This is a genomic window from Bremerella alba (assembly GCF_013618625.1).
GTDB lineage: Bacteria > Planctomycetota > Planctomycetia > Pirellulales > Pirellulaceae > Bremerella > Bremerella alba.
Genome location: NZ_JABRWO010000001.1, coordinates 503,979 through 519,767 on the forward strand (window position 1 = coordinate 503,979; position 15,789 = coordinate 519,767).

The window sequence follows — 15,789 nt, forward strand, 5'->3', positions numbered from 1 at the left end:
GTTACTCATAACGGAGGGCCTCGACCGGGTGAAGTCGTGCGGCGCGAATAGCCGGCAGCACACTCGCCATCACGGCAATCAGCATCGCCCCAAACACCACCATGGCAATCGCTGCTGGCTCGATGATGGTGGGGATTTCCTGGAAGTAATAGATCGTTGGATCAAACACCTCGCGACCGGTCATCATCTCGATCAGTTTGGCGACGTGGTTGATATTCCATACAAATAGCAGTCCGAGAATGCAGCCCACGCCAGAGCCGACGATGCCCAGCGAGAGCCCGTAGCAGACGAAAATGCTCATGATTCCGCCGCCACTGGCACCCAGTGATTTAAGGATACCAATGTCCTTGGTCTTCTCGACAACGATCATGTAGAAGGTCGCCAAGATGCCGAAGCCGGCCACGCCGATGATCAAAAACAGCAGGATGTTGAGGATCGTCTTTTCCATTTCGACGGCGGCTAACAGCGGTCCTTGCATATCCTTCCACGATTGAATGCGGAAGGGGTGTGTTTCGGCCGGGAAGGCAGCCCTCAGGTTGTTGGTGAACTCATTCAGGTTGGCCCCTGGTTTCAGGCGAATTTGAATCGTCGAGATGGCGGTGCCCAGTTCTGGATGCGTCATGTAACGTAGCGACTGCAGCTTGCTTAGGGGCACAAATGCGAAGCCGGCGTCGTACTCGTTCATCTTGCTTTCGTAGAAGTCGACGACGGTGAAGGTCTCGCTGATCGCTTTGGGTGGGCTTTCGGCGGAAGGGAATGTCAAGCGAACATCGTCGCCGGGGACGGCCAGGAAATAGTCCTTCACTTCCCCTTCGGCGTCGCGTTGGCGAATGCTGGCCACGGCCATCCCCAGGATGATGCCGGGGGCCTGATGTTTCATTGGATCGAACGTGGTGCCTATGGGCTGATCGTAACGCTGGGCGAACGGGTCGCCGCTCTTGTCTTTAGGATCGACTTCTTTGGCCGCTTGCATGGCCATTCGCTCGGCCAGATCGGCTGGCGGTGCCCCAGGCAGGGGCGGTGCGTCGGGGTCGTCAGCAAACTTGGGAGTGACTAGCGCCGGCGTTTCTGCGGCGTCCTCTTGCAGCGGGCTGTCCATCGCAGCGAGCGTGTTGGGGTTGTTGCGCCGCGGCATGTGGCCGTGTTGATGCAGTGTTTCAAAACGCCGCATCTCGGCTTCCAGCTCTTGCTGATAGGCGATCTTTTCTCGGCGATACTCCCAGCCTGATTCGACCAAGGGAGATTTCTCTGGACCTTCGTAGCCGGTTTCCTTCAAGTTGAAGTCGACCTGTTGGCGGTTGGCCGGGTGCTTCAAGTACTTCGAGAAGTCACTGACGCTGTTGTAGGTTTCGTCGTCGATACCAATGACGGTGACTTGCCGCGGCAGCCACTGATCGCGGACGCGCAAGTTGAGCATCGCAGGCACATGCACGGTGACGGTCATGTCCTCGATATCGTCGCCGGCCACTTCGCGAACGGCTTTCATGTGCCGTTCCCACTGATAGAAACCATCCAGGCTGTGGCTTTCCATCACCACGTCGGAAAGAATCCCGTGCAGGCGAACGTGCATTTCGTGCGAGAAGCCTGACATGACGGCGTTCACCACGACCATGGTCGCTACGCCTAGCGTCACACTAATGATGGACGCCAGGGCGATGTAACGCGTTCTCAGGTAACGCAGACAGAGCATCAACTTGTACATTGCCAATCCTTCGGCAAACGCGGCACTCTATCTGGTCTCCTCGCCCCGTTAATGGTAGGCCACTGGCTTGCGGCCAGTGTGATGGGGGAGAGTAAACGTGAACCTAGGCACCAGCCAGAGGCCAGTGGCTTGCGGATCTTACCTTCAATCCGCAGGCAATTAGGTTGCTTCGTGCCGCAACAGCGGGAACAAAATGATTTCGCGAATCGTCGCGCTGTTAGTTAGTAACATGACAAGGCGGTCGATGCCAATACCAAGTCCGCCGGCGGGCGGCATTCCGTTGCGAAGTGCCCGGACGAAATCAGTGTCCATCTTGGCCATCGAGTCCTCTTCGTCCATGCCTTGCAGCTGCGTGCGGAACAGCTTTTCCTGCAGATCTGGGTCGTTTAGCTCGGTGTAGGCGTTAGCCAGTTCCATGCCCTGAATGAAAAGTTCGAATCGCTCGGCAACCTCCGGTTGATCGGTTTTGCGCTTTGTCAGCGGGCAAATGCTAGCAGGATAGTCGATCACAAAGACCGGACCGACCAGCTTGTCTTCGACCGTCTCTTCGAAGATTTCGTTGCGGAGTACGTCGGCGTGCTTGCCGTCGGTTTCCAGTCCCAGCTTCTTGGCACACGCGATCACTTCGGCTTCATTGGTCGGATCGATCCCGGCGTGCTCTGCTAGCAGATCGCTGTAACACTTCCGCTGAAATGGCGGAGTGAAATCGACTTCCTTATCGCCGAAGGGGACTTTGTACGCAGAGCCGATCGCATCGAGCGCGTTGACGATGATGCTCTCGGTCAGATCCATCATCGTTTCGTAATTGCCGAAAGCCTGATAGACCTCGAGCATGGTGAACTCGGGGTTATGACGTGGGCTGATCCCTTCATTGCGGTAGACGCGGCCCAGTTCAAAGACGCGTTCCATGCCGCCGACCAACAGCCGCTTGAGATGCAGTTCTAAAGCGATTCGCATGACTAGCGGCATGCCCAACGCGTTGTGGAACGTTTCGAACGGACGTGCGGCGGCACCACCGGCAATGGTGTGCAGCGTGGGGCCTTCGATTTCGTAGTAGCCGTCGCCGACAAGTGTATCGCGCACCGAACGCACGATCTGGGTCCGCTGCACGAAGCGATCGAGCACGCCGTCGCCATACGCCAAGTCGAGGTATCGCATCCGCTGGCGCTGTTCCGGATCGGTCAAACCTTTGTGCTTCTCAGGCGGGGCTTCGAGTGTCTTGGTCAGGAAGTGCAACTCCTCGACGAAGACGGTCAGTTCACCGGTCTTGGTTTTCTTCAGTTCGCCATCGACGCCGATGATGTCGCCGAGATCCAGGCACTGTGCGATTTCCCAATTGCGTTCGCCGACCTGGGCCTGGCCGAGAAAAAGCTGGACCGTGCCGGTACGATCGACCAAGTTGATGAAGATCAGCTTGCCGGTTGGCCGCATCAGTACGATACGCCCTGCCACGCGGACCTTGGGACCGCTGTAAAGGGTTTGCTCGCGGCCCCCGTCGCTGGTCGTCGTCTCCGAGGTAATTTCAGATTCAAGCGTGCGGATGTCGGCGATCGACTGCTTGTTGTCGAAGCGTTGACCCCACGGGTCGATGCCCATGCTGGCGAGCTTGTCCATCTTCTGACGGCGGGCCGCTTCGATCGCATGGACAGCCGCGTTCTGGTCTTCGATCCAAGGCCGGCTTTCGTCGGAAAGAAGCTTCGTCAGATTCTCGGCCAACACGTCGGCGAACTTGTCGTTCTCGCCGAAGAGGCAAACGTCGTTGGGCTTCAAACCTTCCGGCAGACGCAGCAGGTCATGGATTTCGCCAGAGACTTCCTCGCGTTGGTCACCGCCGTTGTCGCGGTGCGTGCGGACAAACCACGTCGACTGATGAAACTGGTTTTGCTTGGCACTTTCCAGCACCAGGTCTAACTGCTGCTGGGCCTTGGCTTCGGTATAAGGATTGAGCGATGTTTCGTCATCGGTACATAAACCAATGGTCAGCGCCAGCGTATCCTTGGCCTTGGCCAAGAGGTCTTCGGCCGGGACCGCACCAGGGTGCCCTTTGTCGTCGGTATCGAAGCAATGATCGATGATCTCGAAAGTGACGCCAAAATCGGGCTTGGCCGTCTTCTTGTTGAACTCTTTGAAGAACTTACGGACATCGCGACACTCTTTGACGGTGTCGTTCGACCAGAGCAGAAAGACTTGATACTTAGACGGTCGATTGGTTGGCTTGGCGGACATGGCCCCTTCCGAAGTTCGGGTAGTGGGAAAACCCCAGGGGCAATGTTTTACACCCTCAGTAAGCGTAAAGACTGTAACCCCAGTTACCGCAAGATTTTACTGGGGTTGCTTTGAGGGTCAATCGGAGGTCGATTTCACCAACGCGACTATTGGGCAATTGGACCGTCTTCGCGAGGGCGATATTCATAGGCTTGCAGCACGCCCATGTGCAAGCAAAGGTGCTCGCAAGTCAGAGCCCGCTTGGTGGAATCGTGCCGGACGATTTCGAGAACCGGCGGCGATGTGTGCTCCATGAAACCAACATTGAGCAGCTTGTTCGAGCGGTCGGCGTTCCAAGACGATGTCACTTGGTAATCCTGGTCGGTAACCACCACGCGGCAGGTGGTTGTTTCGCCTTCGGCATCCGACTCGAAGACAAACAAACGGTGCATGATGCCCCCTTCGTCCGTAAACGAATTCTGCGAAACCAGCTTGTCTCGGTGCAGCGGATTCATCGTCGGGAAGGACTCGGTCGTCAGAAAGGTGACATAGTTGGCCTTGCGATAAACCGACTCGCCAAATGCGACACCCAGAATGCCAACCATCATAACAACGGTTAAAGCTGACTTCGCAAACTGTGCTGTTGAAATCTTAGCCATGACAAATGATCCTCTGTTCCGGTAGGTAGGTGAGCCGGTTTGCAGGTAGGTAGTTGTGAGCCGCAGTTGTTCAGGCCGCTGACTCTGCCTCGTTCTCGATGGAAATCAAATCGTCTCTATTCATTAATTCGCATCGGTCTGTGACTGATATTCCCCCATTATCGGTTTTCTTGCAATCGTTTTTCGAAGGTCTATTTTTGACCATTTGGCTTAGGCAAGAATGGGCTCCAATAAGGGTCAGGTGGGGATAGGTCCTCGCCGTATTGATGTAGATACGGTGAAAACTTTATTGGCAGGATTTTTCCCTTGAGGCCTGGGGGGTGTGGCCTGTAACGCTAGCAGGTGGGGGCGGGATCTAGCGAACTCAAGAGACAAAAAAAGGCGACTCAGGCCGGCAGGGGCAAACGTCGGGGGAAACGGGCCAACCAGAGTCGCCAATATGGTGACTGGCGAGGGACGAACGTTCGTCCCTCGTCAGTTACTTAGCTATCTATATTTTCGCTCCCGACGAGCCAGAATCGATGTGGCAACCCGAGAATGAAGATAATGCTAAGACAAGTCTAGTTCTGGGTGGACGGCTTACTACACCACCACATGGGGGTCCCGATGCATTATATCCCGGGTTTTATACCCCTTTATGGTGACTGAAACACCTTTAACGACTGTTCACGCCCTGGCGCCAGGTCTATTGCGCGGTACCGCAACAGGGGCTAGAACGGCGAGACGGCGCCTTGGACACTTATCGCAAGAGGGGAATGGCCAGCGGAATGACGTATCGCTGGCCTTCGTAGGCCGCCTTGATCGCTGCAAGAAGGTTAGGACGACTTGAATAGCGAAGGCTGTAAGATGGAAGCCAATTAGCCTGACGCTTATTCCGTTCGATATGATTTCAGCGTGCTAAGGGCCTGCCAAATTAAACGCCAAAAGGTTTTCCGGCTGACGCGGTCCCTTCTTCGAGATTCACACGATCGAGCGCTAACTGATAGTTGATCCGAGGATCCATAATAAAGTAGAGAATGTTGAATGCCCACAAAAACCACAGGCAGAAGAATCCGAGGATTGCCATAATCCAGAACAGTTGATTCGGCTCCAGAGTAATCTCTCCGTTCAACTCCAGCGTTCCCGGCGAAGGCTCTAATAATGTCACGGTTGCGTATATGTCAGCAGCAAAACCGAAATTCAAGTTCTGATTGCCGTTGAAGATCTTAAACACATTACCGTTGCGCGTTATGTCTCCCCCAACAGTCGACCGAAGTGAATGTTCGACGGATTCAAATACTTGCTCGGGCGGTTTTGTGGTTTGAACACGACGATAGACGGTGAAGTGTCGATTCAGAGCTTGCATGATCAGTTTTCGAAATCCAAGTTTGCAATTATATTTGCATCGAGCCACTTGGCTCAGGTCATAAAGCTAACATGAAATCCCGAAGGATTCATGTAATTTCTCGTTTCAGGTGAGCCCTCTTCAGGGCTTCTCGCAGTGCTTTGCCGAAGATGGAGACACACCACTTCGTTCTCGTAGGTATCAGTAGCCGGTCGTCGGCCTGACAGCCTATCATTTCTGGTCCTCGACTTCATCTTTGGGTAGGCGGGTCTGTCGATATCGATCGACCACTACCCAGACCATCAAGATCGCCCCACCCAGGAATCCGCCTGCGTAGCTGGCATTGTGAATCCAGAGGTCGATGAGAAACGCATCTTGCTTATCGCTGGCAATAACGTGCTCGAAACCGCCGGCCAGGTGAATCATGTCACCCGTCGTCAGCACATAGCAGGTCACGCCGGCAATCGCTGCGAGAGCAGCCGTGCCAGCCATCAGAACAAGCATCGGATGGATCAGATCTTTGGCTGACTTCTTCACTAACGAGCCGGTCTGGCTGACGAAAGCCAACGGTATGCCCAGCATGGCCCCGACCCACCAGGTCGCCAAAAAGCCCCAGGCCAACCCCAGCACCGTGGGATCTTCCGTCCCGCCCAAGATCGGCTTGTGACCGATGGTGAAGTACTCGACGCAGATGCGCGCTGTGATCTGATCGTGAACCACGCCATAAACGACGCACATCACAATCGATAGTCCGACGATCAACGGCGACTGCGTCATGCATTCCCTTGTTTCTGACAAAACGAAAAAGGCCGATGGATACGTTTCCCCGAAGGGATTCGTCAGCCATCGGCCATTCTTGGACTTTTTTTGGCGAAGGTTCTTTGAATTCCCTCTCACCTCGGCGGGTGCTTCTGCTGGCTCGTCCAACTGTGACACCCAATCGCTCAACACGAATTATTCGTCAGCGGAAACGAACTCATAGATCGAGCCGTAATCGCCGAAAATCGCACACATCAGCACTTCGCCGTCCTCGGTTTCGCCGAAGCATACAACCGGCGGATTCGATGGTTCTTCGATGCGATAGTTCTGGCCGACCTTCTTCGTGTCGTAGTCATATTCCAGGGCCCAAATCGCGCCGGTCACGTAGTCGGCGTACAGGAATTTGCCGACCAGCTCTGGAACCTTCTTGCCACGGTATACGTAGCCTGTGGTGATCGACTTACCGACGTTGTGGTGATACTCGAAGATCGGGTCGATGAACTTTTCGCCGGACTTAGCGAACTCTTCCGAAAACGGATGCAGCCCTTCGCGAACGTTCCAGCCGTAGTTGCCGCCGTTAGTGATGATGTCGATTTCTTCCCACAGGTTCTGACCCACATCGCCGGCCCAACAAGCACCGGTCTCGCGGTCGAAGGTTAAACGCCAGACGTTTCGCAGACCATAAGCGTAGATCTCCGGCTTGGCCCCTTCGGTGTCGACGAAAGGGTTGTCTGCCGGGATGCCGTAGTTATGGCCGTTCTCTTTCTTGTCGACATCAATCCGCAAGATCGATCCCAACCACGTGCTCAGGTTCTGGCCGTTGCCGAACGGATCGTTGGCTTTGCCGCCGTCGCCCAAGCCAATGTACAGGTAACCATCGGGGCCGAACTCGATACTGCCGCCGTTATGATTCCAGAACGGCTGCTCGATCGTCAGCAAGACTTCTTCCGATTCGGGGTCGCCAACGCCGTCCTTCGTCTTGAAGCGGGAGACACGCGAGACGAGTCCCTTTTCGATCGTGTAATAAACGAAGAACTCGCCGTTCTCTTTGAAGTTCGGATGGAACGCCAAACCCAACAGGCCTTCTTCGTTTTGCTTTGGATTGAAGCGAACCGAGTCTTCGATATCAAGAAAGACTTCCGTTTCTTCCACTTGAGGATCGTTGGGCACAACCAGAATCACGCCTTGCTGTTCGGCGAAGAATAAACGGTTGGTGCCATCGCCAGCGTGGGTAATCGTCACCGGACGGCGAATCCGCAAGTTGGTGAAGGTCTTCTTGGGCAACACCGACAAGACGGGATCGTTCGGGATCGGCGGCCCCTCGACTTCCTTCTTCTGAGCCCAAGCAGGCACAGCTAACAGGGCCATCATAGAAGCGACACAAAACAAACGAAGCAAACGATTCATGGTCGAGATGCTCTCTCACAGGGGAAAAACGGGAAGACCAGCGGCTGACGCATCGGCCCTATTTTAGCTGGGCGGGTTGTCTGATTCTACGCATAAGGTCGTTCTCGCTGCGTATCTTCGCCAATTTATGGGCGGGACTCTTGGGGAGAAGTGGACTATTCGCGATTTCACCGATGAAGAAGTGTTGGAATGCAACTCAATAGAAAGTGTAGGTGTTTTAGTTTTTTAAACTGGTTCGACGCCGCCAACAAGTGGCTCGTTTGGGCGGCTTGAGCAAGATTGACTCTTGCTGTTAGGTTACCGCCCGCATTCACTAAGTCGCTAGAGCTATCCGGGGGTGATCAGTGCGAAACCAAGTCCCGCGCCAGACGCACCGCGTGGATCATGCTAGACACCTTCGCCTTGCCCTGCCAAGCAATATCGAACGCGGTGCCGTGGTCGACAGATGTTCGTACGATGGGCAGACCCAGCGTGGTATTCACGGCGACGTCGAAAGCCAACGCTTTCAGTGGGATGTGACCTTGGTCGTGGTACATGCACAGGACGCAGTCATACAGCGGGCGGCGTTCAGCGAGGAAGGCCGTGTCTGGCGGGACGGGGCCGTCGATGTGGATGCCCCGGGCTCTTGCCCCTTCTACGGCTGGGACGATGATGCGTTCTTCTTCGCGATCGCCGAATAGGCCGTGTTCGCCGGCGTGCGGATTGAGCCCGCACACCAGCAGGCGAGGCTCGCGTTTACGGATCTTTCGCATCGCGGCGACCGTCAAATCGATCACTTCGTCGATGCGTTCAATGGTTAACAGCTGCGGTACATCGCGATAGCCGACGTGCGTAGTGACGAAACTGCACGTGAGTTCTTCGCTGGTTAACATCATGCAGCCAGAATCGCTGCCGCAGCGCTCGATCAGTATCTCGGTATGGCCAGGGTAGAAGTGCTTGGCCGCGTGCAGGGCTTCTTTATTGATGGGCCCGGTCGTGATGCCGTCGGCCTTACCAGCCAGGACGAAGTCGATCGCGTGGGTGAAGTACTGATAAGAAGCCTCGCCCCCTTCTGCCGTGACCTGACCGTGGGTGAAGTTGCCGATATCGATGGTGCCGAAGTCGACGACGGTGGCTTCTTTCAACGAATGCAGGTCCATCGCCTGATGAAAGGGAACCACGTTTTTGGGTTCAGGATAGCCACACACATGGGCAACCTGACGCAGGATGGCCGCATCGCCAAAGATAATCGGAACGGTGCCAGCGTATTGGTTGTGATCTAACAGCAACTGCAGACAGACTTCCGGCCCTACCCCGCCGGGGTCTCCCATGGTGACGATAATTCGTGGATGCAACACGCCGATGACTTTCTTTCCAGTGGCAAGTAAGACGCACCTATTCTATTGTACATCCTGTCGCCATTTCGCCGAGGGAGGTGAACCCAAACACCAGGTACGTGTGTCTCTGGTGCAGACCCAGCCCACAACTTCGCACGAAAAAACTTGCCATGCCGCGTACCCTGTATCAAGTCGATGCGTTCACATCCAAGCCCTTTGCTGGAAACCCTGCGGCCGTCTGCTGGCTGGACGAGCCTGCCGATGCCCAGTGGATGCAACAGGTTGCGGCGGAAATGAATTTGGCGGAAACGGCGTTTGTCTATCCAGAAGGAGAGTCGCTGCGACTGCGATGGTTCACGCCGACCGTGGAAGTCGACCTCTGCGGGCACGCCACGCTGGCAACCGCCTACACATTGTGGCAGCATAAAGGTTTTCCCAGTGACCAGACACTTCGCTTCGAAACACGCAGCGGGACATTAACGGCCAGCCCGCATGGCGATCGGATCGAACTCGACTTTCCGATCGCTACGGCCCACGAAACAGCGCCGGTGGATGGATTGCTGGAAAGTCTAGGGATTTGCGATTTCGCTTTTTGTGGCAAGAATGATTGGGATTGGTTGATCGAAGTTCCCTCTGCCGACGACGTCCGCCGGTTGAATCCCAATGATGCACTGCTTGCGCCGGTTACTGCACGCGGGGTGATGGTCACATCGGGCAGCGATTCGCTGGAGTACGATTTCATCTCGCGATTCTTCGCCCCGGCCGCTGGCATATCAGAAGACCCAGTCACCGGTTCGGCGCACTGCGTACTGGGAGAGTATTGGAGTGGAAAGCTCGACCAGAAGATCTTGCAGGCGTATCAAGCATCGCCGCGTGGCGGAGAGGTAGAAGTTGAGATTCGAAACAAACGTGCCCTCCTAAGAGGGCACGCCGTAGTTGTTGCAAAGATTGAACTGTTTGTTTAAAGAATCCTTTCTTGGCAAACCTCCTGCATTCAAGTGGTGGGTGTCGTGATCACGTTGGCGTGGGCATTTCATCCCGGGGTAGTTTGTGATGTCCGCGCCCACGTGGGCATGACACCGTGATGTTTGGTTTAGTCTGGCTCGTTGAGCAGCCCCACTTTGGCCAACAGCACGTGCAGACCTTGGTCGATCGCCGAAGGTTCGCAGTCTTCACACGAGACCCGCCATTGGCTTTGCGTCAGGATCGGATAGCCGATCAAGCCTGCCAACAGCAAGATTCCCATTCCTTCCAGGACAATCGCTCGCAACAGGCACATACCTGCTTGTGCCGAGTTTCTTTTGCCGCTGCTTTGGGTGTGTCTTCGTCTGGTCACTGCGTTCCTCCGTGTGCTGTCGCGTTTGCATCACCAGGGCCGAAGTTGCTCTCCGTCATGAACCTCGCCTGGGGACGAATACTGATACGGCAGGTGCCGCGAGGCTGTTCGCCAATTCTTAAAAGTTCCTGCGAGCAGCAGTGATAGCATCGTGTAAATCGATCTGAACCGTAGTAAATAGGGGGCGATTGATGTTATCCTGGGTGCTTCCGAATCTTCTCCAACGATCGACTTTTCCGCATGCCGCACCCGGACTTCCCACACCAACCGCAGCGCCCTAAGCGTGAAAGCTTTGGGATGGAAATCGGCATCGCCCTGATGTCGATCGTCGTGGCCGGGGTGCTGCTATTGATCGGTGGATGGGTCTTCAGTTGGGCCGCCAAGCCCGCCCCGCCGACCGTTTATGACAACGACCAAGACCCAACGGTCAGCAAGTTTCGCCGCGTTGGTTTTGAAATTGGCCGCGATAACGAGAACCGCATTCAAGTCATCACCACGCCGAATCCCTTGTTGGTGACCAATAAAGACCTGGCCATGATCACAGGTCTGCCGGACCTGGAAGTGCTCGACCTGCGCGGCACGCAAATCAGCGACGATGCCCTGACGCATTTGACCGAACTGCCCAGCCTCGAACAGTTGTACCTGGGCGGGTCGGTGATCACCGATACCGAGCCGACGCTGTTTCATGCCCGGTTCACCGACGCGGCGGTCGACCCTATCGTTCAGCTAACTTCTTTAAAGCTGCTCAGCCTGGCGAAAACCGACATCGGCGACCAGGCGGCGCAGAAGCTCCCGGCGCTGACCAATCTGGAAATCCTCTTTCTATTGGGAACGAACCTCACCGATAAGAGCGTCGAGGCGTTCGCACAGATGAAGTCGCTCAAAAAGTTGTACCTGCAAGAGACGTCCATCACGTCGGAAGGATTGCAGCGACTTCGCGAAGCGCTACCGGATACCGAGATCTTGCCGTTGGATGAGAGCGATACGGCGGAAGACTCTTAAGCCAGGAAAACTTCCCCCCTGACCTCGTTGGGGGCGATGCGGTACGATGGGTTTCGATTGGCACATGATCCCTGCGACCGAGGAAAGACCGATGCAATACAGCCGAGAAAAGCTGATTGAAATTGTTCGAGACAAAGGCCTGAAATTTGGCGACTTCACGCTCGCCTCGGGCAAGAAGGCTTCTTACTATCTCGATTGCCGGAAGGTCTCCCTTTCCAGCGATGGGGCCTTACAAGTTGGCCTAGGCATCTTAGAAATGCTCGGTGACGATCTGCCCGACGCCGTTGGCGGAATGGCCATTGGGGCCGATCCGATTTCTGCATCGGTCATCACCCTAGCCGCTGTACAGAGTAAATCGCTGGCCGGGTTCATTGTCCGCAAGGAAGCCAAAGCCCACGGTACCGGGCAAGACGTGGAAGGTCCCGTCGTTGCCGGCAACACGTGCGTCATCGTCGAAGATGTCGTCACCACCGGCGGCAGTTCGCTCAAGGCGATCGAAAAGGTCGAAGCGGCCGGGCTGAAAGTGCTAGGCGTGATTGCCATCGTCGATCGCCTGGAAGGTGGCAAGCAGGCGTTTGCCGAAGCAGGCTACGAGCTACGCACCCTGCTGACCATCGAAGACTTCGGAATCACTCCACCGCAATAAAGATATCGACCCGCTTAGGGCTGGCTTCGTCATAGATTTCGAAGTCAGCCTCGAAGGTCCGTGTGTAGGTTGTGTCTTCCTCGAAGAAACTCCAGATCTCTTTCCACGTTTCAATTACGGCCTGCGGCATCTCACCTTCACCGACGAAGTGCAGATAATTCCCTTTGTGGATCCGGACCTTATCGAGTTGATCGGGAATCTCGGCTTCCGACGAAATCTTTCTGCCCAGCAGCATGGTGAATTCACTCGACTGGTCCGACTCGTAATCGGCGTAAACAGCAATCCGCTGCTTCGGCTCGATCGGATCGACGATCAGCGAGTCGATATTGTCGGTCTCGTACTTCTGGTACAGCTTAGGAATCTGACCTGTTTCCAGGTTCATTTCCTTGCGGTTATTGGTGCGAACCGAGATGCCCGCCACGTGTATCGCTTGTTCAAGTGGCTCTAGTTGAGGTGCCACGGTTACCTCCTGCGTAGTTTGATGAAGCACGGTGCTCTCGAGGCCAAGCCAGGCAATGCCGGTCGAGATCCATATCGGAATTGTAACAAATCCGACCACGGTCGACGCCATTACAACGCGAAGTGCCGTGCGAGGATCGCCGCCGTAGTGCTTGGTCAGCACAATCGGAAAAACGGCTGCCGGCATCGCGGCCTGGATCGCCGCCACTTGCTTCAATTCCAACGAAATCGGCAAACAAAGTGCCGCTAATAGAAATAATATAGGCAACAACAACAGCCGCAGCATGACTGCCGAGATATACGTTGGCCAGGCACTCGAGTTGTCATCCTGAACATCCGCATGAAAGATTTGATCGTAGAACGTCGCCCCGATCAGCAGCATCATCATAGGAATCGCAGCACTGGCCAGAATGCCTGTGATTTGTGTCACGAACTCCGGCACTTGGTCGGCTAAGCCCATCTCGTTGATAAACAGCGAAAGCATGATCGTCAGGCTGGGCGGATTTAGGACATTTTTCCACCAACCCTTGGTCAGCCCGCCACTGGCTAGGCTCACGCCGATTGTCCAGATCCCCAGCTCTACACCCACGTTATGCAAAAACAGCACACCCAGGGCCCGCTCGCCGAAGATTTCCTGTATCAACGGAATGGGAATGAACCCGTAATTGAAGATCCCAATACACACCGCGAACGAATGCACTTTGTCGGGATGATCAAAACCAAGCCGCGAACCTGTCCCGCGGGCCCACGAGTAGGCCACAAAACAGCCCAAAGCAACCGCGATGAACCCCCAGACCGGTGGCAGGTAGACGTTTGCCGCTTCGTCGAAGGCCGGATTGCCGACCACTTTCACAAAGATGAAGCACGGCATCAGAACCCGAATGCCCAGCTTCAACAAGCCAGCGTCGACCTCGCGCGAGATCCAATTCAGATAACGAGCCGTTCCGCCAATCCCCATCACGGTGAAAACGGCAGCCGTTATGCTTAGAATCGTAATGACTTGCGTAAGATTCATCGTCCTAACTTAATCGTTAGCTCCCGAAGCAACAATTAGGCTCCCCGAACTTCATTCCCTAGAAGACCTTTGATGCGGCAGACCACATCCGACCGAGAAAATTTGGGCATCATCATCGTCGACCACGGTTCCCGTCGGGCAGAAAGCAACGACCTACTATTGGAAGTGGTCGATCTGTTCCGCCAGACCGCCGGGCACAAGATCGTCGAGCCGGCCCACATGGAACTAGCTGAACCCAGCATTGCCGATGCGTTCAAGAAATGCGTCGACCAGGGAGCCACACGCGTCGTCGTGCACCCCTACTTCCTTTCGCCGGGAAGACACTGGCACGAAGATATCCCCCGCTTGGCAAAAGAGGCCGCTGCCAGCCACCCTGGCGTTACGCATTTGGTGACCGCACCGCTAGGGCTGCATCCACTGATGGCGAAGGTGATGCAAGAGCGAGTTGAAACGTGTCTGGCGCACTGTGAAGAAGGGGCACCGATTTGTGAGGTGTGTACCGAGGAAAGTAGTTGCCGATTACATGGCCAGTAGTAGAAGCCAAAGGGCAGCAACTGTTCTCGATGTTGAGTTTCTGTCGCCACGTGAGAGCGGATCCTATTTTTTAACTCGACCTCTGCGCAAGAGCCGCAGATCAAGCTAAGATCCACCAACGAAACCTATACTTCCTGGGTGAGACGATTTTCTTTTTCGTTACGATTCACCCAGAAGGTGCCTGATGCCGTCGTATGACCTTTTCGAGGCTTGGTTCCGCGTCGCGGACTGGTGCGCATACACGCTTGCGAAAGAAGGCTGCGAATCAATCGTACTGAAGCCCTTGGGCGAGCATTCCCGCGCGGCAGCGCTCATTGCACGCGAGGCGGCTGAGTCCGAGAATTCGATCCATCGGAAGCTGGCTGCGTGCTTGGCTGGTTGGATTCGAGAACCGGAACCTCAGCTTTTGCAAGATCTATTCCAACGGGAAACGGCTTGCGATGCCGCACGGGAAGTGAATGATTTCAATCGCCTCGACAGTCAGTCAGTAGTGGAAGATCTGATGGTATCCGCCCATCGTTGGATGCGAACTGAAATGCTACGATCGCCTGCTTCTCAAACGCTCAAGCAGATTGTCCGGAGCACCATGGACGGACACTATTGGAACTCGGCCAGCGAAGCGATGATTGCTCTGTACAAATACGATCCGCAGGATTCCGCCGAGTTACTTCGAGAATTTGCGGAGTACGCAAACGGCCCGGCACCCAACCACCCGAGTCGTCCCTCGCTAAAGCAAGAGAAATCGGCTGCTGAGAAATTGCTGAGAGGAGAAGAAGAAATCCTCACTCCGTTCGATCAAATTCTTAGGGCCCAAGATGCCGCCGCCGAAACAGAAATCGACGCGAATTCACGTGCGGCGATTGAACATTTATTGGCAATGGCGACGGATGTTAGTTCTTAGAGATAAGACCTTCAACTCAGGGCCTTTATTTATGACCTTTCCGGAATTAAAATTGTGTTGATTTTTATCCATCCACCAACACCGTATCCTCGTGCTCGTACCCAGGAGCACAGCAACAAAGCAGACGCAACGTCTCGCTTCCGGTATTGGTGATCTGATGGACCAGTCCCGGCGGGATGGCGATGGCGTCCCCCACGTTTACATCGCGAAACTCTTCGCCGATTTGCACGCGTCCCTGCCCGTGGGTGATGTAGTAGATCTCTTCCGTCTTCGGGTGATAGTGGGCCGTAGTGCTGGCCCCAGGTGGCAAGCGGGCCTCAGCCAGGCTTTGAGCTTGGATGCACGAATTGCGATGGGCCAGCAGTTCGCGGATTTCGGAGCCATCTTTGGTGGTAAACGGCTCGGCGTCGCTTAAGTTGACGATATCCATCAGGTTATTGCCTTAGTAGAAGTGTTCTGGCACAGCGGCTTGGGCTGTGCGAGAATCTTATTGACACATTTGGGCGTTTCTTGATACTTGGGCG

At 55.2% G+C, this 15,789-nt stretch carries 15 protein-coding genes; 5 read left to right on the forward strand and 10 right to left on the reverse strand.

Annotated features, from left to right (window positions below; all coding sequences use genetic code 11):
- Position 1: 1 nt before the first annotated feature.
- The 7 genes from HOV93_RS02010 to pdxA form a co-directional block, all read right to left on the reverse strand.
- The gene (locus tag HOV93_RS02010; protein WP_207394759.1) at positions 2-1,702 is read right to left on the reverse strand and encodes an ABC transporter permease; all 1,701 of its coding nucleotides are present in this window, start codon (positions 1,700-1,702) and stop codon (positions 2-4) included.
- A gap of 159 nt (positions 1,703-1,861) precedes the next feature.
- A complete protein-coding gene (gene lysS, locus HOV93_RS02015; RefSeq protein ID WP_315853336.1) occupies positions 1,862-3,370 on the reverse strand; it encodes a lysine--tRNA ligase in 1,509 nt (502 codons plus the stop codon).
- Between the two features lie 704 nt (positions 3,371-4,074).
- Complete coding sequence (locus HOV93_RS02020) at positions 4,075-4,566, reverse strand: hypothetical protein (protein ID WP_207394761.1); 492 nt, start codon at positions 4,564-4,566, stop codon at positions 4,075-4,077.
- Between the two features lie 913 nt (positions 4,567-5,479).
- On the reverse strand, positions 5,480-5,911 hold the full coding sequence (locus tag HOV93_RS02025; protein WP_207394762.1) for a hypothetical protein: 432 nt from the start codon (positions 5,909-5,911) through the stop codon (positions 5,480-5,482).
- A 210-nt stretch (positions 5,912-6,121) separates the two neighbouring features.
- Positions 6,122-6,667 (reverse strand): hypothetical protein, encoded by a 546-nt coding sequence (locus HOV93_RS02030; protein ID WP_207394763.1) that lies wholly within the window; start codon positions 6,665-6,667, stop codon positions 6,122-6,124.
- A 177-nt stretch (positions 6,668-6,844) separates the two neighbouring features.
- On the reverse strand, positions 6,845-8,056 hold the full coding sequence (locus HOV93_RS02035) for a PQQ-dependent sugar dehydrogenase (protein WP_235989686.1): 1,212 nt from the start codon (positions 8,054-8,056) through the stop codon (positions 6,845-6,847).
- Between the two features lie 341 nt (positions 8,057-8,397).
- On the reverse strand, positions 8,398-9,393 hold the full coding sequence (gene pdxA / locus HOV93_RS02040) for a 4-hydroxythreonine-4-phosphate dehydrogenase PdxA (RefSeq protein ID WP_315853332.1): 996 nt from the start codon (positions 9,391-9,393) through the stop codon (positions 8,398-8,400).
- 149 nt (positions 9,394-9,542) lie between these two features.
- On the opposite strand from pdxA, the gene HOV93_RS02045 reads away from it, so the two are divergent.
- Positions 9,543-10,337, forward strand: coding sequence for a PhzF family phenazine biosynthesis protein (locus tag HOV93_RS02045; protein WP_207394764.1), 795 nt, complete (start codon positions 9,543-9,545; stop codon positions 10,335-10,337).
- Between the two features lie 128 nt (positions 10,338-10,465).
- On the opposite strand, the gene HOV93_RS02050 is transcribed toward HOV93_RS02045, so the two are convergent.
- Complete coding sequence (locus HOV93_RS02050; protein ID WP_207394765.1) at positions 10,466-10,708, reverse strand: hypothetical protein; 243 nt, start codon at positions 10,706-10,708, stop codon at positions 10,466-10,468.
- 240 nt (positions 10,709-10,948) lie between these two features.
- Between HOV93_RS02050 and HOV93_RS02055 the strand changes: the two genes are divergently transcribed.
- Both HOV93_RS02055 and pyrE read left to right on the forward strand, forming a co-directional pair.
- On the forward strand, positions 10,949-11,710 hold the full coding sequence (locus tag HOV93_RS02055; protein ID WP_207394766.1) for a leucine-rich repeat domain-containing protein: 762 nt from the start codon (positions 10,949-10,951) through the stop codon (positions 11,708-11,710).
- 91 nt (positions 11,711-11,801) lie between these two features.
- On the forward strand, positions 11,802-12,356 hold the full coding sequence (pyrE, locus tag HOV93_RS02060) for an orotate phosphoribosyltransferase (protein ID WP_235989687.1): 555 nt from the start codon (positions 11,802-11,804) through the stop codon (positions 12,354-12,356).
- Here the strand turns inward: pyrE and HOV93_RS02065 are convergent.
- Entirely contained in the window at positions 12,340-13,830 is a 1,491-nt protein-coding gene (locus HOV93_RS02065) for an AEC family transporter (protein ID WP_207394767.1), read from the reverse strand. The genes pyrE and HOV93_RS02065 overlap by 17 nt on opposite strands.
- A 72-nt stretch (positions 13,831-13,902) precedes the next feature.
- On the opposite strand from HOV93_RS02065, the gene HOV93_RS02070 reads away from it, so the two are divergent.
- Together HOV93_RS02070 and HOV93_RS02075 are read left to right on the forward strand one after the other, a co-directional pair.
- Positions 13,903-14,364: a CbiX/SirB N-terminal domain-containing protein gene (locus HOV93_RS02070; RefSeq protein ID WP_207394768.1), complete on the forward strand. Its 462-nt coding sequence runs from the start codon at positions 13,903-13,905 to the stop codon at positions 14,362-14,364.
- A 184-nt stretch (positions 14,365-14,548) separates the two neighbouring features.
- Positions 14,549-15,265, forward strand: coding sequence for a hypothetical protein (locus tag HOV93_RS02075; protein WP_207394769.1), 717 nt, complete (start codon positions 14,549-14,551; stop codon positions 15,263-15,265).
- Between the two features lie 64 nt (positions 15,266-15,329).
- On the opposite strand, the gene HOV93_RS02080 is transcribed toward HOV93_RS02075, so the two are convergent.
- Positions 15,330-15,695 carry a cupin domain-containing protein gene (locus HOV93_RS02080; protein WP_207394770.1) on the reverse strand — a complete coding sequence of 122 codons (366 nt, stop codon included), beginning with the start codon at positions 15,693-15,695 and terminating at the stop codon, positions 15,330-15,332.
- Positions 15,696-15,789 lie beyond the last annotated feature (94 nt).

Coding starts and splice junctions, on each gene's coding strand:
- HOV93_RS02070 (WP_207394768.1), top strand. CDS start 13,903: ATGCGGCAGACCACATCCGACCGAGAAAATTTGGGCATCATCATCGTC.
- HOV93_RS02025 (WP_207394762.1), bottom strand. CDS start 5,911: ATGCAAGCTCTGAATCGACACTTCACCGTCTATCGTCGTGTTCAAACC.
- HOV93_RS02080 (WP_207394770.1), bottom strand. CDS start 15,695: ATGGATATCGTCAACTTAAGCGACGCCGAGCCGTTTACCACCAAAGAT.
- pyrE (WP_235989687.1), top strand. CDS start 11,802: ATGCAATACAGCCGAGAAAAGCTGATTGAAATTGTTCGAGACAAAGGC.
- HOV93_RS02010 (WP_207394759.1), bottom strand. CDS start 1,702: ATGTACAAGTTGATGCTCTGTCTGCGTTACCTGAGAACGCGTTACATC.
- HOV93_RS02045 (WP_207394764.1), top strand. CDS start 9,543: ATGCCGCGTACCCTGTATCAAGTCGATGCGTTCACATCCAAGCCCTTT.
- HOV93_RS02055 (WP_207394766.1), top strand. CDS start 10,949: ATGCCGCACCCGGACTTCCCACACCAACCGCAGCGCCCTAAGCGTGAA.
- HOV93_RS02035 (WP_235989686.1), bottom strand. CDS start 8,056: ATGAATCGTTTGCTTCGTTTGTTTTGTGTCGCTTCTATGATGGCCCTG.
- HOV93_RS02020 (WP_207394761.1), bottom strand. CDS start 4,566: ATGGCTAAGATTTCAACAGCACAGTTTGCGAAGTCAGCTTTAACCGTT.
- HOV93_RS02030 (WP_207394763.1), bottom strand. CDS start 6,667: ATGACGCAGTCGCCGTTGATCGTCGGACTATCGATTGTGATGTGCGTC.
- HOV93_RS02075 (WP_207394769.1), top strand. CDS start 14,549: ATGCCGTCGTATGACCTTTTCGAGGCTTGGTTCCGCGTCGCGGACTGG.
- HOV93_RS02065 (WP_207394767.1), bottom strand. CDS start 13,830: ATGAATCTTACGCAAGTCATTACGATTCTAAGCATAACGGCTGCCGTT.